The organism is Arthrobacter sp. Y3221160 (assembly GCF_059092585.1).
The window spans coordinates 356,162-375,954 of the sequence record NZ_JBNHHU010000001.1; the positions used below are offsets into that span (position 1 = coordinate 356,162).

The window sequence follows — 19,793 nt, forward strand, 5'->3', positions numbered from 1 at the left end:
GGGTAGCGGCCGGGACGGTGAGTGAATGAAAGAATTGCTGGATGAGCGAGGCGGCAGAATTCATCGACCGCACGTTGCGGCGGGAAGCCTCCTGGGCACGGGCGAAAGCGCAGAACGAGGCGGGCGACGGATTGCGCTACTACGGTGCGTCGGTCGGTGCGGTCCGGGGTACGGTCCGGGACGCCGGGCGGAAGTTCCGGCTGCTCTCGCACGACGAGGTGACCGCCCTCAGCTCCGAACTGTGGGCCCGGCCGGTCTTCGAGCGGCGCCTGGCCGCCGTCGTGCTGCTGCAGTCGAACCAACGCCTGTTGCGAAGCTCGGACCTCACCCGGCTGGAAGGCTTCCTGCGCGACGCGCGCCTGGCGGCCTTGGCGGACCCGCTCGCCATTGACGTCGTCGGTCCCTTGATCCAGGGGCTGACCGGCCGGTCCCGCATGCGTGCGGAAGCAATCCTCGATCGGTGGGCGGAAGACGAGGACCCGTGGCTGCGCCGGGCCGCCTGTGCTCTTCGCGCGCTGCGGGCACAAAAAAGCCCCGGAAGTCCGGGGCTTTCTCTGTGCGCAGGAAGGGACTCGAACCCTCACCCTCAATAAGAGGACTAGCACCTCAAGCTAGCGCGTCTACCATTCCGCCACCCGCGCAGGTGGACTTTCGCCGGTTCTCCAGAGGCCCTCAGGCGCACCGATTCCGTCGAAAGCAGCGAGAAAAACTCTAACATGTTTTGCCCGAACTGTTGAATCGGCCCTCCGGGCGCGCGACGGAGCCGGCACCGGGGCCCACTCCGGCTGTACCAACTGCGGCGCCACCTGCGGCGCCCCTGCGGCCAACTGCTGCCCTCGACTGCTCCCGCTCGTTAGGCTGGGGACAGACATCGATTCCGAGGAGCCTTCATGACTGTACCGAGCCCGCACGAAGAAGTGGCCGAGATCTGCCAGGAACTGATCCGGATCGACACCTCCAACTACGGCGGCAACGAGGGGCCGGGCGAGCGGCTGGCCGCCGAGTACGCCGCCGGACTGCTGGAAGAAGCCGGACTGGCCACCGACGTGTTCGAGTCCGCGCCCGGCCGGACGTCGGTGGTCACGAGGATGGCCGGCACGGACCCCTCGGCGCCGGCGCTGGTCGTGCACGGCCACTTGGACGTGGTGCCGGCGCAAGCCGATGACTGGCAGGTGGATCCGTTCAGCGGCGAGGAGCGGGACGGCCTCATCTGGGGCCGGGGCGCCGTGGACATGAAGGACATGGACGCGATGATCCTCTCGGTGGCGCGGCACATGGCACGCAGCGGCACCCGGCCGCGCCGAGACATCGTCTTCGCGTTCTTTGCCGACGAAGAGGCCGGCGGCACCTACGGGGCGCGCTGGGCGGTAGAGAACCGTCCCGAGCTTTTCGACGGCGCCACCGAGGCCATCTCGGAGGTGGGCGGCTTCTCGGCCACCATTGGCGGCCGCCGCGCCTACCTGCTCCAGACCGCGGAGAAGGGGATCGCGTGGCTGCGGCTGGCAGTCGCCGGCCGGGCCGGGCACGGTTCCCAGATCAACACGGACAACGCGGTAACCACGCTGGCGGCGGCGGTGGCCCGGATCGGGGCCCACCAGTGGCCGATCGAGCTGACGGACACCACCCGCCGGTTCCTCGACGGGGTGACCGAGCTGACCGGCGTCGAATTCGACCCGGACAACCCGGACATCCTGCTCAAGGAACTGGGCACCCTGGCCCGCTTCGTCGGCGCCACCCTGCAGAACACGTCCAACCCCACGGTGTTGAAGGCCGGCTACAAGGAAAACGTGATCCCCGGGCTGGCCGAGGCGCGGATCGACGCCCGGACACTGCCCGGACAGGAAGAGCTCGTGCTGGCCACCATCCGCGAACTGGCGGGCCCCGACGTGCAGGTCAGCTACGTGCACCAGGACAGGTCGCTGGAGGTGCCGTTCGCCGGGAACCTGGTGGACGCCATGATCGATTCGCTGGCGCACGAGGATCCGGACGCCGTGGTGCTCCCGTACACGCTCTCCGGCGGCACGGACAACAAGGCGCTGGCCCGGCTGGGCATCACCGGCTACGGCTTCGCTCCGCTGCGGTTGCCCGACGACCTGGACTTCACCGGGATGTTCCACGGCGTGGACGAACGGGTGCCGGTTGACTCGCTGAAGTTCGGCACCCGCGTCCTGCAGCGCCTGCTCACCACCTACTGACCACTTGGAACGACGACGAAAGGACCACCGGCATGCCCGCCAGTGTTGAAGAACTGCTCCCGGACGACCTGCTTGAGACCATCAGGGGCCGGGCCGCAGGTTACGACGAAGCGAACAGCTTCTTCCACGAAGACTTCGCCGACCTCGTCGAGGCGGGCTACCTGAAAATGTTCGTCCCGGAGGAAGACGGGGGCCTGGGCTACACGCTGGAGGAGGCAACCCGGGCACAGATGCGGCTGGCCACCGCGGCGCCCGCCACGGCGCTGGCCGTCAACATGCATCTGGTGTGGACCGGCGTCGCGCGGGTCCTCAAGGCCCGCGGCGACGACAGCATGGACTACGTCCTGGCCGAGGCCGGCCGCGGCGAAGTCTTCGGGTTCGGGGTCTCCGAGGCGGGCAATGACCAGGTCCTCTTTGATTCGCGCACCGTCGCCGCACCCCGCGGGGACGGCGGGTACGGGTTCACCGGCACGAAGGTGTTCACCAGCCTCTCGCCCGCCTGGACGCGGCTCGGTGTCTTCGGCCGCGACGATTCCGGCACCGAACCGCAGCTGGTGTGGGGGTTCATCGACCGGGACAAGCCCGGCTACCGGATCAAGGACGACTGGAACACGCTGGGCATGCGCGCCAGCCAGTCCAACACCACGGTGCTCGAAGGCGCGGTCGCGGCGCCGGAGCGGATCTTCCGGAAACTGCCGGTGGGACCCAACCCGGATCCGTTGATCTTCGGCATCTTCGCGTGCTTCGAAATCCTGCTCTCGTCCGTCTATGCGGGGATCGGCACCCGGGCCCTGGATCTCGCGGTGGAAGCCGTGCACCGCCGTCGTTCGCTGAAAACGGGCAAAAGCTACGCGCAGGATCCGGACATCCGCTGGCGGGTGGCCGACGCCGCCCTGGCCATGGACGGGCTGTACCCGCAGCTGGCGTCCATTGCCAGGGACGTGGATACGCTGGCCGACCACGGCAAGTTCTGGTTCGCCAAACTGTCCGGCATCAAGATCAGGGCCACCGAAACCGCCAAGGACGTGGTGGAGAAGGCCGTACGCGTCTCCGGCGGCGGCGGGTACTTCCGCGGCGGTGAACTGGAGCGGCTGTACCGCGACGTGCTGGCCGGGCTCTACCACCCCTCGGACGACGAGTCCGCGCACAGCACCGTTGCAACGGCCTGGCTGGGGCCGCTGGAAGACTGACGCGGGCCGCGCACCGCCTGCCGGGGGTCAGGCGGTGCGTTCGACCTTCAGCACCCTGCGGCGGAGCCAGTACTTGCGGCCGCCGCCCAGGTACAGCCGGGTCCGGACCAGATCCCACTTGCCGTACTCGGCGTGCTCGGTCAGCGCGCGGCGGGCCTCGCCGACGGATTCGTCTTTGTTCACGGTCAGGACCAGGTATTCGTACTGCCGGGCGTAGTCGCGTTCGCGGGTGACGGCGGCACCCAGAAATTGTTCTCTCATTGCCCTCCTGTTCTCTTCACTTATTCTCCACAATGCGGCTAACGTCTACAGCATGAGCATTGATCCGCGCGTCGCACTCGAGTCACTGGTTTCCGCCCTGCAAGAGCACCTGGCCGCCGCATCCAGCCGCCGGGGTGATGACGATCCTGCCGTGGAAGCGGCCTTCTCGTCCATTATGGAATCGTTCGAAACCTACGAGGACGCGCTCTACGATGCTTACGGCGAAGTGACCCCGCTGGTCATTTACGACGAGTCGGACGACGAGGGCATGGACGAACCCGACGACGTGGTGGACCCCTTCGACGACGATCTGGAGATCGAAGAAAAGTAGCACGCCCCCGAGGCCGCCCGGACCCGATCAAGCGTTGACGGGCCGGCGCCGCCGCGCCCGGGACGGAACGTTACGGCGTGGAAATCTCGTCCAGCGCCTGGCCAATCGCGGCGGGCAGGGCGTCCAAGGGCGCCTTCAAGATTTCTGCCAGCTGGGCGGGCGTGCGGGGACCCACCACGGCCGTGCCGACGGCGGGCCGCTGCAGCACCCAGCTCAACGCCAGGTCCAGCGGCCGGACGTCCAGGCCGCGCGCCGCCGTGGCCAGCGCATCCACAATCCGGGCCGGCCGGCCGCTCAGGTACGGTTCCACGTACCCGGCGCGCTGCTCGGAGGCGGCCCGGGAATCGGCCGGAATGCCGGAGCGGTACTTGCCGGTCAGGACGCCGCGTCCCAGCGGCGACCAGGCCATCAGGCCCGGCCCGAGGGCCCGCGCCGCCGGAATGACTTCGTGTTCGGCCCGGCGGTGCAGCAGCGAATATTCGTTCTGCACCGCGACCAGCGGAACCGGGCTGATCGAGGCAGCCCGGGCCAGCTGCCAGCCGGAGTAGTTGGAGACTCCCACATAGCGGGCGCGGCCCGACGACACCGCGTGCTCGAGGGCGGACAGGGTCTCTTCCAGCGGCGCGCCGCCGTCGTCCCAGAGATGGACCAGCCACAGGTCCAGGTAGTCCGTGCCCAGCCGGGCCAGGCTGGCGTCCAGGCTGCGCAACATGGCGCCGCGGGACGTGTCCACCTCGCGCCGGCCCTCGCTGCGCGTCACGCCCGCCTTGGAGACCACCAGCACCTCCTGCCGGGGAACCAGTTCGCCCAGGAACGCCCCGAGCATGGCCTCGCTGCGGCCTTCGGCGTACGGCGCGGCGGTGTCCAGGAGCGTGCCGCCGGCGTCCAGGTAGGCGCGCAGCATGGTGCCCGCGGCCTCCTCGTCCGTTTCCTCTCCCCACGTCATCGTTCCCAGCGACAGCTGCGGGACCTTCAGCCCGCTGTGACCCAAACGATTGTGCTCCATAAAGCCAGCTTATGGCCTGCGCTGCCGCGCCCTTGGCAGCGGCCCGCCGACGCAGGCGCGTGCCTCGTCCTCCCGCACGGGCAGCCCATCCGCCCCGGCCCCACGCCGGGTGCCCGGCGTCGTGCCGTGGGCGGATCTTCGCGCCGCGGCTGTGTCCGTTTCCGTTCCGTGGGCCTTGGTGCCATAAGGTCGAGGATGTGAATTGGCTAGAAGCAATCATCCTGGGGCTCGTGCAGGGCCTGACCGAGTTCCTCCCGATCTCATCCAGCGCGCACCTGCGCATCATCGGAGAGGTTCTGCCCGGTGCCGCCGATCCCGGGGCCGCCTTCACCGCCATCACCCAGCTGGGCACGGAAACCGCCGTCGTCGTCTATTTCTGGCGCGATATCGTCAACATCATCAAGGCCTGGTTCGGCTCCCTCACCGGCAAGGTGCCGCGGAACGACCCGGACGCCCGGATGGGCTGGCTGGTCATCATCGGCTCGATCCCCATCGGTGTGCTCGGGCTGCTGTTCCAGGACCAGATCGAATCCACCTTCCGCAGCCTGTGGATTGTGGCCAGCATGCTGATTGTCTTCGGCGTGTTCCTGGCCATCGCCGACTCCATCGGCCGCCAGGTGCGCACGCTGGACAAGCTCACCTACAAGCACGGCATCCTGTACGGGCTGGCCCAGGCGCTGGCTCTGGTCCCGGGCGTCTCCCGCTCCGGCGGCACCATCACGGCCGGCCTGTTGATGGGCTACACCCGCGAGGCCGCCGCCCGGTATTCATTCCTGCTGGCGATTCCGGCGGTCTTCGCCTCGGGCCTGTACCAGCTGGCCAAGAGCTTCGGTGAACCCGGGCCGTACGGGCTGGGGGAGACGGCGCTGGCCACGGTGGTGGCCTTCGGCGTCGGCTTCGTGATCATCGGGTGGTTCTTGAAGTATGTGTCCACCCGCAGCTACCGGCTCTTCGTCTGGTACCGGATCGCCCTGGGCGCGCTGTTGTTCGTGCTGCTGGGCGCCGGAGTCATCAACGCCTGACCCGCGGGAATTTATCCGGCTCCTGCATTCTTGAATGTTAGGAGCGTCATTTACGACGGCGGCCCCGCCCGCCATCCGCGTCCGTTCACCTCATCGGAAGGAAACCCAAGAGTGCTTGGTTGGAATGCCCGTGCTGTACCCGAAATTCCGGGCGGCAAAGACGAACTGACCATCCACGACACCTCCGTGGGGTCGCTGGTACGGCTTGAGCCGTCCTCGACGGGAAGCCTGTACGTCTGCGGCATCACCCCGTACGACGCCACGCACATGGGCCATGCCGCCACCTACGTGGCCTTCGACCTGCTCAACCGCTATTGGCGCGACGCCGGGCGCACCGTCAACTATGTGCAGAATGTCACGGACATTGACGATCCGCTGCTGGAACGTGCCGCGGCCACCGGCATGGACTGGCAGCTGCTGGCGAAGGACCAGACCGAGCTGTTCCGCACGGACATGGAAGAACTCAACGTCATCCCGCCCGGCGAGTACATCGGAGCGGTGGAATCGATTGAGTGGATCGTTCCGGTGGTGGAGGACCTGCTGGCCCGCGGCCTCGCGTACCGCGTACCGGGCACCGACGGCGAGCCCCACGGCGACGTGTACTTCGATTCCGTTGCCGCAGCGGGACCGGGCTGGCACAACGGCGCCACCTCCAGGCTGACCGAAGATCAAATGCTGCCGCTCTTTGCCGAGCGCGGCGGCGATCCGGAGCGCCCGGGCAAGAAACACCCGCTGGACGCACTGTTGTGGCGCGTCGCCCGTGACGGCGAACCCGAGTGGCCGGGCGCCTCGCTCGGCCCCGGCCGCCCCGGCTGGCACATCGAGTGTTCGGTGATCGCGCGCAAATTCCTGCCGGAAACCTTCGACGTCCAGGCCGGCGGCTCGGACCTGAGTTTCCCGCATCACGAAATGAGCGCCGGGCACGCCTATGCGATGACCGGCAAGCCGCTGGCCAAGCACTTCATGCACGCTGGCATGGTCGGCCTCGACGGCGAAAAGATGAGCAAGTCCAAGGGCAACCTCGTGCTGGTCTCGGCCCTGCGCGAAGAAGGCGTGGAGCCGGCTGCGATCCGCACCGTGCTGCTGGGCCAGCACTACCGCAGCGACTGGTTCTGGACCGGGGATCTGCTCCGCCAGGCGCAGGCGCGGCTTTCTGCGTGGCGCGGCGCGGCCCCCTATGTGCAGGCCGAACAGGTACCCGAGCTGGCACAGCAAATCCGCCAGGCGCTCTCGAACGACCTCAACGCACCCGCGGCCCTGGCCGAAATCGACGGCTTCGCCGAGCACTCCCGGCAGCAGGCCGGAGGGCAGGCCGGTGACGGCGCCGGGCAGTTCGCGGCGCTGCTCGACGCGCTGCTGGGCATCCGGCTCTAAGCCAAGAGTTAGGGCCGGAGGCGGGAACCACTAAGCCGCGCATCGCCGAGCGAGAAGGGCGGGGCGGGCAGGGACCCGGCGTGGCGACGAAGTCGACACGACTGGGCCCGCCCCAACCGGCTAAGCGGCGTGTGGTTCCCGTGGAGGCCCCTACTCTTTACCGCGCTTTTTGAGGTAGCGCTCGAATTCGCGGGCGATGGATTCCCCGGTTGCCTCCGGCAGCTCGGCCGTGTCCTTGGCCTCCTCCAGCTGCCGCACGTAGGCGGCGACTTCCGGATCCTCGGTGGCAAGTTCGTCCACGCCGCGCTCCCACGCTTCGGCTTCTTCGCTCAGGACGGACACTTCCAGCGGGACCTGCAGGATGTCCTCCAGCCGGTGCAGCAAAGCAAGCTCGGCCTTGGGGGAGGGCGACTGTCCCACGTAGTGCGGCACCGCGGCCCAGACGGACATCGTGGGAATGCCGGCCAGCGAGGCGACATCGGACAACACTCCGACGATTCCGGTGGGGCCTTCGTACTGGCTGGACTCGGTATTCAGGGCGCGGCGGACGTCGTCGTCGTCGCTGGTGACCGTGACGGGAATGGGACGCGTGTGCGGCACGTCGGCCAAGAGGGCGCCTACCAGGATGATGCAGTCCACGCCCAGCTCTTCGGCGTGGGCCAACAGTTCCGCGGTGTACGCCCGCCAGCGGTAGGACGGCTCCACCCCGTGGACAAAGATAATGTCCAGCCGGCTGCTCGGGATGCTGCTGCGCGTCAGTTTCGTCGTCGGCCATTTGATCCGGCGTTCCCCGGAGGCGGTGCGGTGCACCACCGGCCGGGTGAACTGGAAGTCGTAATAAAGATCCGGGTCCACCGTGGCCACCTTGTGGCTGTCCCAGAGCCGGCTCAGGTACTTGACGGCGTCCGTGGCGGCTTCGCCGGCATCGTTCCAGCCTTCGAATGCAGCCAGCATCACGGTATAACGCCGCGGTGTCTCGCCGGGCTTCGTCTGCGGGAACAGCAAGTGCAAACCGCGCTGCTCGCCGTCGCCTTCCGTGGGCAGGTCGCCACTGTCCTGAGTACTCACGGTTTCACCCTAATCCTCCCGGCACGGCTTGTCAGTGAGCCGACATTCGATTCGCGCCCAGCATAGCCCCCGATTCCGGTGCCGTAGCCCCGTGCCGGAGCCCGTGATGGGGCCGATGCCGGGGCCGGGCAGGAAGGGCCCGTAGACTGGATGCATGCCCGAAATTTCCCCTTCCCCCGCTGCGTCCAGCCATCCGTCGTCCGGCCTGCAGGCCGTTTTCTGGGACATGGACGGAACGCTCGTCGACACCGAGCCGTACTGGATCGAAGCCGAAACCGAATTGGTTGCTTCGTTCGGCGGGGTGTGGGACGACGAACTGGGCAAAAAGCTGGTGGGCAATGCGCTGGAGACATCCGCCGCCGTGCTGCAGCAGGCCGGCGTCGAACTGGGCATCCGCGAGATTGTCGACCGGCTGATCGACGCCGTGACCGAACGCGTCCGCGGGCGCATCCCGTGGCGCCCCGGCGCACGGGAGTTGCTCGCGGAGCTGGCCGGGGCAGGCATTCCGTCGGTCCTGGTGACCATGAGCGAGACCAAGCTCGCCGCCGAAGTGGTCAGGGCGCTGCCCGAGGGCAGCTTCCGCCACGTCGTCACCGGTGACATGGTCACGCGCGGCAAGCCGGACCCGGAACCGTACCAGCAGGCCTTCGACTGGCTCAGCGGCCACCTGCCCGGCGCCGACAAGCAGTACGTCGTGGCGCTGGAAGACTCGGTTCCCGGGGTTGCCTCCGCCGAAGCCGCCGGCCTCGTGACCGTGGCCATCCCACACGTCGTGCCCGTTCCGCCGGCACCGGGGCGCCCGCACTGGGACAGCCTGGCCGGAAAGGGCCTGGCGGACGTGGAGGGCGTCCTGGTGGGCGCCGCCCAGGAAGCAGGAGTATGAGCACGCAAACCCCCCGGCCGGCCGAGGAAAAGGAACGCAGCGAAGGCATTCCCCTGGGCCGCATGTTCGGCGTCCCGGTGGTCCTGGCCTGGTCCTGGTTCGTGATCGCCGCCTTCATCGTGCTGATCTTCGGCCCCCAGGTGCAGCGCCTGATGCCGGAGATCGGCGTGGGAGCGTACGCCGTGGCGTTCGGTTACGCGCTGCTGCTGCTGTTCTCGGTGCTGGTGCACGAACTCGCCCACGCCCTGACGGCCCGGACCTTCCGGTGGCCGTCGGCCAAGATCGTGCTCAATCTCTGGGGCGGCCACACCCAGTTCGACAACTTCAACGCCACGCCGGGCAAGTCCCTGCTGGTGGCCTTGTCCGGTCCCGTGGCCAACTTCGCGCTGGCCGGCGCCGGCATGCTCGTCCTGCCGCTGTTCCGCGGCGAACCGATTCCGTTCCTGCTGACCGACATCTTCATCTGGGCCAACTTCCTGGTGGCCGTCTTCAATATCCTTCCGGGGCTCCCGTTGGACGGCGGGCGTCTGGTGGAGACCGCCGTCTGGAAGGCGACCGACAGCCAGGAAAAGGGGACCGTGGCGGCGGGCTGGGCCGGTCGCGCCATCGTGGTGCTGCTGGTGATCGGCGTGATCGGCGTCCCGTTGCTGCGGGGCGGCACGCCGGACCTCCAGCTGGTCGTGCTCATGGTGCTGGTGTGCGGTTTCCTCTGGATGGGCGCCAGCTCGGCCATCTCGCACGCCCGGATGCGCTTGCGGCTGCCGTCCGTCAGCGCCGGGCAGCTCAAGCTTCCGGCCGCGTCGCTGCCCGCCACCGCCACGGTGGACCAGGTGCGGCAGCTGATCCAGGGGCACCCCGGGCTCTCCGTGGTGCTCACCGCCGCGACCGGCCAACCCGAAGCAGTCGTGGACCGCACGGCGCTGGACCAGGTGCCGCCGCCGGCAGCCCCCCGGACTCCCGCCGCGGCCGTCTCCCGGGCCCTGGCGCCGGGGGCCTACGTGCCGGAGGCGGCCGCCGGCCAGGAGCTGGTGCAGTACCTGGCCCGGCTGGCCGGCAGCGAGTACGCCGTGATCGACGGCGAGGGCCGCGTCACCGGCGTGCTCCAGCAAAGCACGGTGGTCCGCGCCATCACCGGCAAGGCCGGCAGGCTCTGATCCCGCCGGTCGGCGCCGGGAACACGGCCGCCGGCCGGAATACAATCGACGAACCGGCCCGACACACACCGCCGGGCCGCACACACAACGACCGGAAGTGATCCACGCATGAGCTCCACCACCAGCGCGCACGGCGCCGACCAGCGACGCGGGCCGTTCCGGCCCGGGGAACGGGTCCAGCTCACGGACGAAAAGGGCCGGATGAACACCATCACCCTGACGCCCGGTGGCGCGTTCCATACGCACAAGGGCTTCCTGCCGCATGACGAGGTGATCGGACGGCAAGAGGGAACGGTCGTGGCCAATACGGTGGGCCACCGGTACCAGGCCCTGCGCCCGCTGCTTTCGGACTTCGTGCTCTCCATGCCGCGCGGTGCCGCCGTGGTCTACCCCAAGGACGCCGCCCAGATCGTGACCATGGCGGACATCTTCCCGGGCGCCCGGGTGGTGGAGGCCGGGGTCGGTTCGGGTGCCCTGAGCATCTCGCTGCTGCGCGCCGTGGGCGACGGCGGACGGCTGCACTCGTTCGAGCGGCGCGAGGAATTTGCCGACGTTGCCCGCGGCAACGTGGAAACGTTCTTCGGCGGACCGCACCCCGCCTGGCAGATCTCGCTGGGAGATTTCCAGGACGAAGTCGTCAAAGCCGAGGAGCCCGGCAGCGTGGACCGGGTGGTGCTGGACATGCTGGCGCCGTGGGAGTGCCTGGACGCCGTGGCGACGGTGCTGGCGCCCGGCGGCGTCTGGATCAGCTACGTCGCGACCGTTACGCAATTGTCACGTACTGCCGAGGCGATCCGGGCCGACGGCCGGTTCACCGAGCCCGACGGCTGGGAGTCGATGGTCCGCGGCTGGCACCTGGAGGGCCTGGCCGTCCGGCCCGACCACCGCATGGTGGCGCACACCGGTTTCCTGCTCACGGCCCGCCGGCTGGCCGGCGGCGAGACGGGACTGACGCCCAAGCGCCGTCCGTCCAAGACCGGCTTCGCCGCCGAGGACGTGCAGGCGTGGACCGGCAACGAGGACGATTGGAATGCCGAGGCACTGGGGGAGCGGACCGTGTCCGACCGCCGGCTTCGCCGCGCTGCCAAGGATGCCGCCTCCACCGTGCAGCGCGGAGCGTTCAAGGACATCAACCCCGAAACCGACTGAGGGCGGGACGCGGGCCGCTTCCGTGGGGGCGTCGGAACAAGATGTCTCGGTTTGGCGTTTTCTTTCGTAGACAGGTGCAGCCGGGGCGGGGGCCGGTTAGTGTCTAGGGAAGGAACCGATCACGGAAGCAGGTCGCGGTGATGAACGACCAGAACCAGAACAACCAACCGGCACCGGCTGAACGGCAGGACGACCAGCGTGACGCGTTGACGGTCGCCCAACGCCAGATCAACGTCCTGCGCGACAAACTCCGCCACCTGGACAAGCAGTTGGCCGCGGCCACCCAAAACAATTCCCGCCTCGTCTCCACGCTCGAGACCGCGAAGAGCGAAATCGTCCGGCTTAAGTCCGCCCTCGAACGCGACGGCGAAACCCCCTTCAGCTTCGCGACCATCACCCAGGTCAACAAGGCGCAGCGGCCGCGGCCCGGCACGAGCAACGCTGCCGTGGTGCAGGAGAGCGTCGACATCGTGCAGTCCGGGCGCAAGCTGCGCGTCGCGGTCAGCCCTTTGGTGAAGATGGACCACCTCGCCCCCGGCCAGGAGGTCCTGCTCAACGAGTCGCTCACAGTGATCGCCGCGCTCGGCTTCGAGCGCTCCGGCGAACTGGTCACCATCAAGGAAATGCTCGACGGCGACCGCGTCCTGGTGGTGGGACGGGCCGACGAGGAACGGGTCGTCAAGCTGTCCGGCGCCCTGCGGACCGAACGGCTCCGGGTCGGCGACGCCGTGTCCATCGACGCCCGCAGCGGTTACGCGCTGGAGAAGATTCCCCGCAGCGAGGTGGAGAACCTCATCCTCGAGGAGGTGCCGGACATCTCCTACGAGGACATCGGCGGCCTGGGCCCGCAGATCGACCAGATCCGCGACGCCGTCGAGCTTCCCTTCCTGCATCCCGACCTCTACCGCGAGCACGGCCTGAAGGCCCCCAAGGGCATCCTGCTCTACGGCCCTCCCGGCTGCGGCAAGACGCTGATCGCCAAGGCCGTGGCCAACTCCCTGGCCGCCAAGGCCATCGAGCGCAGCGGCACGGACACCCGCAGCTACTTCCTGAACATCAAGGGACCGGAACTGCTGGACAAGTACGTGGGCGAGACGGAGCGGCACATCCGGCTCATTTTCGCCCGGGCACGCGAGAAGGCATCCGACGGCAGCCCGGTGGTGGTCTTCTTCGACGAAATGGATTCGCTGTTCCGCACCCGTGGCACCGGCGTGTCGTCCGACGTCGAAACGACCATCGTGCCGCAGCTGCTGTCCGAAATCGACGGCGTCGAGAAGCTGGAGAACGTCATCGTCATCGGCGCCTCCAACCGCGAGGACATGATCGACCCGGCCATCCTGCGCCCCGGCCGGCTGGACGTGAAGATCAAGATCCACCGGCCCGACGCCGAGGCGGCCGCGGACATCTTCGCCAAGTACCTCACCACCAACCTCCCCATCCATGCCGAGGACCTCGCCGAGCACGGGCAGGACCGCAAGGCGACCATCGACGCGATGATCCAGCGCACGGTCGAGGAAATGTACTCCACCGACAAGTCGAACGAGTACCTGGAAGTCACCTACGCCAGCGGCGACACGGAAATGCTCTACTTCAAGGACTTCAATTCCGGCGCCGTCATCCAGAACGTGGTGGACCGGGCCAAGAAGAACGCCATCAAGGACCTGCTGACCAACCAGCAGAAGGGCCTGCGGATCGAGCATCTGCTCAGCGCCGTGGTGGACGAATTCCGCGAGCACGAGGACCTCCCCAACACCACCAATCCGGACGACTGGGCCCGGATTTCCGGCAAGAAGGGCGAACGGATCACCTACATCCGCACGATCGTGCAGGGCAAGGCCGGGCAGGAGGCCGGCAAGGCCATCGAAACGATGTCCAACACCGGGCAGTACCTGTGAGCGTCTATCGCGTGATGGGTTCGGAGACGGAGTATGGCATCCATGCTCCCGGCGAACCCCTGGCCAACTCCACGGTGCTCTCCTCGCAGGTGATCAACGCGTACGCGGCGACCATGCGGAAGGGCCTTGGGAACCTGGCCGGCACCCGGTGGGATTACACCGACGAGGAGCCGCTGCACGATGCCCGCGGATTCGACTTGTCGCGTGACCAGGCGGACCCATCCCAGCTCACCGATGTCCCGCCGATCCTCGACGCCGAGCAGATAGCGCTGGCCGGCGGCCGCGCGGCCGGCAACGAGTTCTACACGGACGAATCCTCCGGCGTGCTCATGAACATGGTGCTCAGCAACGGGGCCCGGCTGTACGTGGACCACGCCCATCCGGAATATTCCTCGCCCGAGGTGACCAACCCGCTGGATGCGGTGCGCTGGGACAAGGCGGGCGACGCCGTCGTGCTCGCCGCGATGCGCAGGATCGCCGCCACGCCGGGATTCTCGCCGGTGAACCTGTACAAGAACAACACCGACAACAAGTCGGTCTCCTACGGCGCGCACGAGAACTACCTGATGCCGCGCAGCGTGCCGTTCAACCGGATTGTCACCGGCTTGATTCCGTTTTTCGTGTCCCGGCAGGTCGTGTGCGGTGCCGGGCGGGTGGGGCTGGGCAGCAACGGCCGCACCCCTGGCTACCAGGTCAGCCAGCGCGCGGACTTCTTCGAGGCCGAAGTGGGGTTGGAGACCACCATCCGGCGGCCCATCATCAACACCCGGGACGAACCGCACGCGGTCGCGGACAAGTACCGGCGGCTGCACGTGATCATCGGCGACGCGAATCTGAGCGAGGTGTCGATTTTTTTGAAGATGGGCACCACCTCCGTCGTGCTGTCGATGATCGAACACGGCGAGGTACCGGACGTCCAGCTGGCCGACCCCGTGCAGGCGCTGCAGGCGATCAGCCACGACCCCTCCCTGCAGCAGAAGGTACCGCTCAAGGACGGCAGCATGGTCACCGGCCTGGACCTGCAGGAGATCTACCTGCAGGCAGCGGTGGAGCATTGCCGCCGGCACGGGACCGACAGCGGCCAGACCGCGGACGTGCTGCGGCGCTGGGCTGCGGTGCTGGACACGCTCCGCCGGGACCCGATGGACGCCGCCGGCCAGCTGGATTGGGTGGCCAAGCTCAAACTGCTGCAGGCCTACCGGGACCGGGACGGCATGGAGTGGGGCGACCCGCGCCTGGGCCTCATCGACCTGCAATATGCCGACGTGCGGCCCGAGAAGGGCCTCTACCACCGCCTGGCCGCACGCGGCCGGATCCGCCGGCTGCTCTCGGACGCACAGATCGACGCCGCCGTGGGCGAGCCGCCCGAGGACACCAGGGCCTACTTCCGCGGGAAGTGCATTCAACACTTCCCCCGCGAGGTCGTCGGGGCCAGCTGGGACTCGGTGATTTTCGATCTTCCCGACCGGCGCCGGCTGCAGCGCATCCCCACCCGCGAGCCGTTGCGCGGCAACCGCGCACTGACCGGCAGGCTCTTCGAGGAAGCTTCGTCGGCAGAGGAGTTCATCACGGCGTTGCTGGGCCCCGCGGACGAGCCCCACGTGGCAACATAAGCACTAGGACAGAGTCGATCGTCCCACCAGAAGGAGGCCATCATGGCAACCCAGGACCGCAAGAACGTGGACTCGCGCCGCGACGACGAAGAGTACGACGACGAGCCCACGCCCGAGCCTGCCGCCGCACCGGCCGCGCAGGCCGAGACCGAAGGCACGGATGATCTGCTGGACGAGATCGACGGCGTGCTGGAACAGAACGCGGAAGAATTCGTGCGCGGTTTCGTGCAGAAGGGCGGCCAGTAATTGATGGACATGCCGGCCGGCGGTCCGGGCTCGGTTTTCGCCCACATTTCCCATTCAGCCACCGCCTCCTTCAGCGAGTATCTGGCGCGCACCGCCCCGGATCTGCTGCCGGGCGCCCGGGGGGCCCAGCAGCTGCCGGCGGGGACGGCACCGATGGTGCCCCACGGCACCACCATCGTGTCGATGACGTTCGCCGGCGGCGTGCTGATGGCCGGCGACCGGCGGGCAACCATGGGCAACCTGATTGCCAGCCGGCACATTGAAAAGGTCTTTCCGGCCGATTCCCATTCGCTGCTGGGCATCGCCGGCACCGCCGGCATCGCCCTGGACATCACGCGGCTCTTCCAGGTGGAACTCGAGCACTACGAGAAGATCGAAGGCACGCTGCTCAGCCTCGACGGCAAGGCCAACCGGTTGGGCGCGATGATCCGGTCGAATCTCCCCATGGCGATGCAGGGCCTCGCAGTCATTCCGCTCTTCGCCGGATTCGATGCCGAGCGGCGGGTTGGCCGGCTGTTCTCCTACGATGTCACGGGCGGACGCTATGAGGAGCAGGAGCATCACAGCGTGGGGTCCGGGTCGGTCTTTGCCCGCGGGGCGCTGAAGAAGCTCTGGCAGCCGAACCTGGAGGAGGCGGCAGCGGTCCGGGTGGCCGTCGAAGCCCTGTACGACGCCGCCGACGACGACTCGGCGACCGGGGGACCGGATGCCGTCCGGCAGGTGTGGCCCGTGATCTACACCGTCAACGCCGCCGGCGCCCGCCGGATCCCGGACCGGGAACTCGCCGCCACGTCCGAGGCCGTCATCGGAGCGCGGGCCGCGGCCGGACGGGAGGCCTGAGCATGACGCAACAGTTCTACGTCTCGCCCGAACAGCTGATGAAGGACCGGGCGGACTTCGCCCGGAAAGGCATCGCCCGGGGCCGTTCCGTGGTGGTGCTCAGCTGCTCCGACGGAATCGCGCTGGTCGCCGAAAACCCCTCGCCGGCGCTGCACAAGATCGGGGAAATCTACGACCGGATCGCGTTCGCCGCGGTCGGCAAATACAACGAGTTCGAAAGCCTGCGCCAGGCCGGGGTCCGCTACGCCGACGTGCGCGGCTACTCCTACGACCGGGATGACGTCACCGGCCGCGGCCTCGCCAGCGTGTACGCGCAAAGCCTGGGCGCCGTGTTCACCGCCGACAGCAAGCCGTTCGAAGTGGAGCTTGCCGTCGCCGAGGTCGGCGATACGCCGGGCGACGACCGGCTGTTCCGACTGACCTTCGACGGGTCCATCGCCGACGAGCGCGGCTTCGTGGTGATGGGTGGTTCGGCCGAGGCGGTGGGCGAGAGGCTGCGCGGCAACCCGGCCGCGGACCGGGACTTTCCCGGCGCGGTCCGGGCGGCGGTGGCCGCCCTGTCCGGCGGGACCGGCGAGCAGGACGCGGGGCAGGGCAGGGAACTGCGTCCCGAGGGCCTGGAAGTCGCCGTCCTGGACCGCGACCCGCTGTCCACCCGGGGGAGCCGGCGCGCCTTCCGCCGGTTGCCGACCGCTGAACTGCACCGGATATTAGGCGAGGGAATGGACGGCTAGCCATGGACCGACGCATCTTCGGGATCGAGACCGAATTCGGCATTTCCTATTCGGCGCCGGATTCGCGCCCGCTCTCGCCCGAAGAGGTGGCCCGCTACCTCTTCCGCAAGGTGGTCACGTGGGGCAGGTCGTCGAACGTGTTCCTGACCAACGGGTCCCGGCTGTACCTGGACGTCGGGTCCCATCCCGAGTACGCGACCGCGGAATGCGACGACGTCGCCCAACTGGTGGCGCAGGACCGGGCGGGGGAACTGATCCTCGAAGACCTGATGAACGAAGCCCAGGAGCGCCTGGCGCGGGAGGGCTTCGGCGGCAGCGTCTACCTGTTCAAGAACAACACCGATTCTGCCGGGAATTCCTACGGCAGCCACGAAAACTACCTGATCCCGCGCAAACTGGAATTCTCCCGGCTGGCCGACATCATGATCCCGTTCCTGGTGACGCGGCAGATCCTGGTCGGCGCCGGCAAGGTGCTCAAGACGCAGAACGGCTCCATCTTCGCCTTCTCCCAGCGCGCCGACCACATTTGGGAGGGCGTCTCGTCCGCCACCACCAGGTCACGGCCCATCATCAACACGAGGGACGAACCGCACGCAGACGCCGAGTACTACCGGCGGCTGCATGTCATCAACGGCGACTCAAACATGTCCGAGTCCACCACCATGCTCAAGGTCGGGACGGTGGACCTGCTCCTGCGGATGATCGAAGCAGGGGTCATCATGCGCGACCTCCGGCTGGAAAACCCGATCCGCAGCATCCGGGACATCTCGCACGACCTGACCGGCCGCAGGCCGCTGAAGCTGGCCAGCGGGCGGGAGATGTCTGCGCTGGCCATGCAGCAGGAATACCTGGCCAAGGCGCGCGGGTTCGTCCAGGCCAACGGGGCACACAGCCCGCACGTGGAACGCATCCTCGATTTGTGGGAACGGACCCTGGCGGCCGTCGAATCGGGCGACCACCGCGGCATCGAGCGGGAGATCGACTGGGCCATCAAGAAGCGGCTGATCAACCGGATCATGGACCGCCAGGCCATCGACCTGGATCACCCGCGGATCGCGCAGGTGGATCTGACCTACCACGACATCTCCAGCCGGCGCGGCCTCTACCACCTGCTGCAGGCACGCGGGGAGGTGGCCCGGGTGGTGGAGGAACAGGACGTCAAGGACGCCGTGGACCGGCCGCCGCAGACCACCCGCGCCAAGCTGCGCGGCGACTTCGTCCGCGCGGCCCGGGAAAACGGCCGCGACTTCACGGTCGACTGGGTCCACCTGAAGCTCAACGACCGCTCCCAGCAGACCATCCTCTGCAAGGATCCGTTCAAAAGCGAGGACCCCAGGGTCGAGGCGCTGCTCGCCACCTTGTGACCTCCGCCCCGTATTCCAAGCGGATCACCAGATTTCTCTGCGAGAATGTCCCGTGCCCGCAAGTTCCGCGATAAGAAAGTCGATTGTGCGCAAAATACTCTCCATCCTCCTGCCGGCCGCCCTGCTGCTCACCGCGTGCGGCGGCAACGGCGATTCGGGTTCGGACAGCCTGGATGACATCTCCGTGACCTCCGGCGCCGAAGGCGCCGCCCCCGCCGTCGAATTCGCCGCGCCGCTGGAACTGCCCGAATCCCGGGCCGAAGTCATCACCGAAGGCGAGGGGGACGGTGCTGCCGCGGGCCAGTGGATCCGCTACCGGCTGCTGGCCAAGGACGCTGTCACCGGGGAACAGTTGGTCGAGACCTACTCCGGCCTGGCGGACCAGACGGTGGAACTGAGCAAGGATCTGGAAGCTGCCGATCCGACGCTGTACGGGGCTCTGCTGGGCTCCAACCCGGGCAGCCAGATCGCTTACTACCTGCAGCCTCTGGAAACCGCCGGCGCGTCCGCGCCGGCGCAAAACCCGCAACTGTTCGTCCTGACCGTGGAGGATGTCAAGGACAAGGCCGTCAAGGCAAGTCCCGCCGAGGTCGCCGAGCTGGAGAAGGCCGGCAAACTTCCCGAGATCACCCTCGACGGCAAGGGCGTCCCCTCGGTCAAGATCCCTGAAGGCAACGACGCGCCGGAGAACCTCATCGTCAAGGTCATCGAAGAAGGCAAGGGCAAGGAAGCCACCGCTTCCAGCACGGTTAAGGCCAATTACGCCGGATGGAACTGGGCCAAGGGCACCGAATTCGATTCCAGCTATTCCCGCGGGGAAGCCACCGAGTTCCCGCTCAACCGAGTCATCGAAGGTTGGACCAAGGGTTTGACCGGCCTGAAGGAAGGTGCCAAGGTCATGCTGTCCATTCCCACCGAGATGGCCTATGTGCAGGGCCAGGGAGATGCCGTGGGGGATCTCATCTTCTATGTGGAGCTTACGGACGTCCGGTAGGGGATGCCGCACCGTGCGGTAACGTAGCCGACGCAGCACCAGATACACGTCAAGCAAGAGAGGTTCAGCATGTCTTTTGGCAAGCGCGAATACGACCGCACCAAACCCGAGATCGACTTCCCGGGGACCGAAACCCCGCAGGACCTGGTGATCGAAGACATCATCGTGGGAGACGGCGCCGAGGCCAAGGCCGGCGACACCGTGTCCACCCACTACGTGGGCGTCGCCTGGTCCACCGGTGAAGAGTTCGACGCATCGTGGAACCGCGGCGCACCGCTGGACTTCCGCGTTGGCGTCGGCCAAGTCATCCAGGGCTGGGACCAGGGCCTGCTGGGCATGAAGGTGGGCGGCCGCCGCCGGCTGGAGATCCCGGCGCACCTCGCATACGGCGACCGCGGCGCCGGGTCCGCGATCGCGCCGGGCGAATCGCTGATCTTCGTGGTGGACCTGCTCGGCGTCCGCTGAGCCCACAGA

At 67.9% G+C, this 19,793-nt stretch carries 20 protein-coding genes and 1 tRNA gene; 17 read left to right on the plus strand and 4 right to left on the minus strand.

Annotation, left to right across the window (positions count from 1 at the left end; translation table 11 throughout):
- The first annotated feature begins 41 nt into the window (after positions 1–41).
- Positions 42–593, plus strand: a complete 552-nt coding sequence (locus tag AC5RWG_RS01655) for a DNA alkylation repair protein (protein ID WP_494166289.1) — start codon at positions 42–44, stop codon at positions 591–593.
- On the opposite strand, the gene AC5RWG_RS01660 is transcribed toward AC5RWG_RS01655, so the two are convergent.
- Positions 558–641 (minus strand) — tRNA-Leu (locus AC5RWG_RS01660). The two genes, AC5RWG_RS01655 and AC5RWG_RS01660, sit on opposite strands and share 36 nt — an antisense overlap.
- Before the next feature lie 249 nt (positions 642–890).
- Here AC5RWG_RS01660 and AC5RWG_RS01665 point away from each other — a divergent pair.
- Positions 891–2,195: a M20/M25/M40 family metallo-hydrolase gene (locus AC5RWG_RS01665; RefSeq protein WP_494067822.1), complete on the plus strand. Its 1,305-nt coding sequence runs from the start codon at positions 891–893 to the stop codon at positions 2,193–2,195.
- A gap of 32 nt (positions 2,196–2,227) precedes the next feature.
- Entirely contained in the window at positions 2,228–3,385 is a 1,158-nt protein-coding gene (locus tag AC5RWG_RS01670) for an acyl-CoA dehydrogenase family protein (RefSeq protein ID WP_494023084.1), read from the plus strand.
- Positions 3,386–3,412: 27 nt separating this feature from the next.
- On the opposite strand, the gene AC5RWG_RS01675 is transcribed toward AC5RWG_RS01670, so the two are convergent.
- On the minus strand, positions 3,413–3,646 hold the full coding sequence (locus AC5RWG_RS01675) for a DUF5703 family protein (protein ID WP_493999711.1): 234 nt from the start codon (positions 3,644–3,646) through the stop codon (positions 3,413–3,415).
- Between the two features lie 52 nt (positions 3,647–3,698).
- Here AC5RWG_RS01675 and AC5RWG_RS01680 point away from each other — a divergent pair, with 52 nt between their 5' ends.
- Positions 3,699–3,977 carry a hypothetical protein gene (locus tag AC5RWG_RS01680; protein WP_493978463.1) on the plus strand — a complete coding sequence of 93 codons (279 nt, stop codon included), beginning with the start codon at positions 3,699–3,701 and terminating at the stop codon, positions 3,975–3,977.
- 70 nt (positions 3,978–4,047) lie between these two features.
- Here the strand turns inward: AC5RWG_RS01680 and AC5RWG_RS01685 are convergent, their stop codons facing one another.
- Positions 4,048–4,983, minus strand: coding sequence for an aldo/keto reductase (locus AC5RWG_RS01685; RefSeq protein WP_494166290.1), 936 nt, complete (start codon positions 4,981–4,983; stop codon positions 4,048–4,050).
- A 197-nt stretch (positions 4,984–5,180) separates the two neighbouring features.
- Here AC5RWG_RS01685 and AC5RWG_RS01690 point away from each other — a divergent pair, with 197 nt between their 5' ends.
- Together AC5RWG_RS01690 and mshC are read left to right on the plus strand one after the other, a co-directional pair.
- Positions 5,181–6,005 (plus strand): undecaprenyl-diphosphate phosphatase, encoded by an 825-nt coding sequence (locus AC5RWG_RS01690; protein WP_494166291.1) that lies wholly within the window; start codon positions 5,181–5,183, stop codon positions 6,003–6,005.
- A 111-nt stretch (positions 6,006–6,116) separates the two neighbouring features.
- Positions 6,117–7,379, plus strand: a complete 1,263-nt coding sequence (gene mshC, locus AC5RWG_RS01695) for a cysteine--1-D-myo-inosityl 2-amino-2-deoxy-alpha-D-glucopyranoside ligase (protein WP_494109249.1) — start codon at positions 6,117–6,119, stop codon at positions 7,377–7,379.
- A gap of 150 nt (positions 7,380–7,529) precedes the next feature.
- Here the strand turns inward: mshC and AC5RWG_RS01700 are convergent, their stop codons facing one another.
- Entirely contained in the window at positions 7,530–8,390 is an 861-nt protein-coding gene (locus AC5RWG_RS01700; protein ID WP_494167084.1) for a PAC2 family protein, read from the minus strand.
- Positions 8,391–8,601: 211 nt separating this feature from the next.
- On the opposite strand from AC5RWG_RS01700, the gene AC5RWG_RS01705 reads away from it, so the two are divergent.
- The 11 genes from AC5RWG_RS01705 (at position 8,602) to AC5RWG_RS01755 (ending at position 19,784) form a co-directional block, all read left to right on the plus strand.
- Positions 8,602–9,330: an HAD family hydrolase gene (locus tag AC5RWG_RS01705; protein ID WP_493999715.1), complete on the plus strand. Its 729-nt coding sequence runs from the start codon at positions 8,602–8,604 to the stop codon at positions 9,328–9,330.
- A complete protein-coding gene (locus tag AC5RWG_RS01710) occupies positions 9,327–10,484 on the plus strand; it encodes a site-2 protease family protein (protein WP_494166292.1) in 1,158 nt (385 codons plus the stop codon). The genes AC5RWG_RS01705 and AC5RWG_RS01710 overlap by 4 nt, the downstream gene beginning before the upstream one ends.
- 108 nt (positions 10,485–10,592) lie before the next feature.
- Complete coding sequence (locus tag AC5RWG_RS01715) at positions 10,593–11,633, plus strand: tRNA (adenine-N1)-methyltransferase (RefSeq protein ID WP_494013985.1); 1,041 nt, start codon at positions 10,593–10,595, stop codon at positions 11,631–11,633.
- Positions 11,634–11,839: 206 nt separating this feature from the next.
- Positions 11,840–13,528 carry a proteasome ATPase gene (arc, locus tag AC5RWG_RS01720; protein ID WP_493978557.1) on the plus strand — a complete coding sequence of 563 codons (1,689 nt, stop codon included), beginning with the start codon at positions 11,840–11,842 and terminating at the stop codon, positions 13,526–13,528.
- Positions 13,529–13,542: 14 nt separating this feature from the next.
- Complete coding sequence (gene dop, locus AC5RWG_RS01725) at positions 13,543–15,141, plus strand: depupylase/deamidase Dop (RefSeq protein WP_494167085.1); 1,599 nt, start codon at positions 13,543–13,545, stop codon at positions 15,139–15,141.
- A gap of 42 nt (positions 15,142–15,183) precedes the next feature.
- A complete protein-coding gene (locus tag AC5RWG_RS01730; protein WP_493978456.1) occupies positions 15,184–15,387 on the plus strand; it encodes a ubiquitin-like protein Pup in 204 nt (67 codons plus the stop codon).
- A gap of 3 nt (positions 15,388–15,390) precedes the next feature.
- On the plus strand, positions 15,391–16,227 hold the full coding sequence (prcB, locus tag AC5RWG_RS01735) for a proteasome subunit beta (protein WP_494166293.1): 837 nt from the start codon (positions 15,391–15,393) through the stop codon (positions 16,225–16,227).
- A gap of 2 nt (positions 16,228–16,229) precedes the next feature.
- On the plus strand, positions 16,230–16,961 hold the full coding sequence (gene prcA / locus AC5RWG_RS01740; protein WP_494166294.1) for a proteasome subunit alpha: 732 nt from the start codon (positions 16,230–16,232) through the stop codon (positions 16,959–16,961).
- Between the two features lie 2 nt (positions 16,962–16,963).
- Positions 16,964–18,325 carry a Pup--protein ligase gene (pafA, locus tag AC5RWG_RS01745; protein WP_494013987.1) on the plus strand — a complete coding sequence of 454 codons (1,362 nt, stop codon included), beginning with the start codon at positions 16,964–16,966 and terminating at the stop codon, positions 18,323–18,325.
- Positions 18,326–18,410: 85 nt separating this feature from the next.
- Entirely contained in the window at positions 18,411–19,319 is a 909-nt protein-coding gene (locus AC5RWG_RS01750) for an FKBP-type peptidyl-prolyl cis-trans isomerase (RefSeq protein WP_494166295.1), read from the plus strand.
- 69 nt (positions 19,320–19,388) lie between these two features.
- Positions 19,389–19,784 (plus strand): FKBP-type peptidyl-prolyl cis-trans isomerase, encoded by a 396-nt coding sequence (locus AC5RWG_RS01755; protein ID WP_493978452.1) that lies wholly within the window; start codon positions 19,389–19,391, stop codon positions 19,782–19,784.
- Positions 19,785–19,793: the final 9 nt, after the last annotated feature.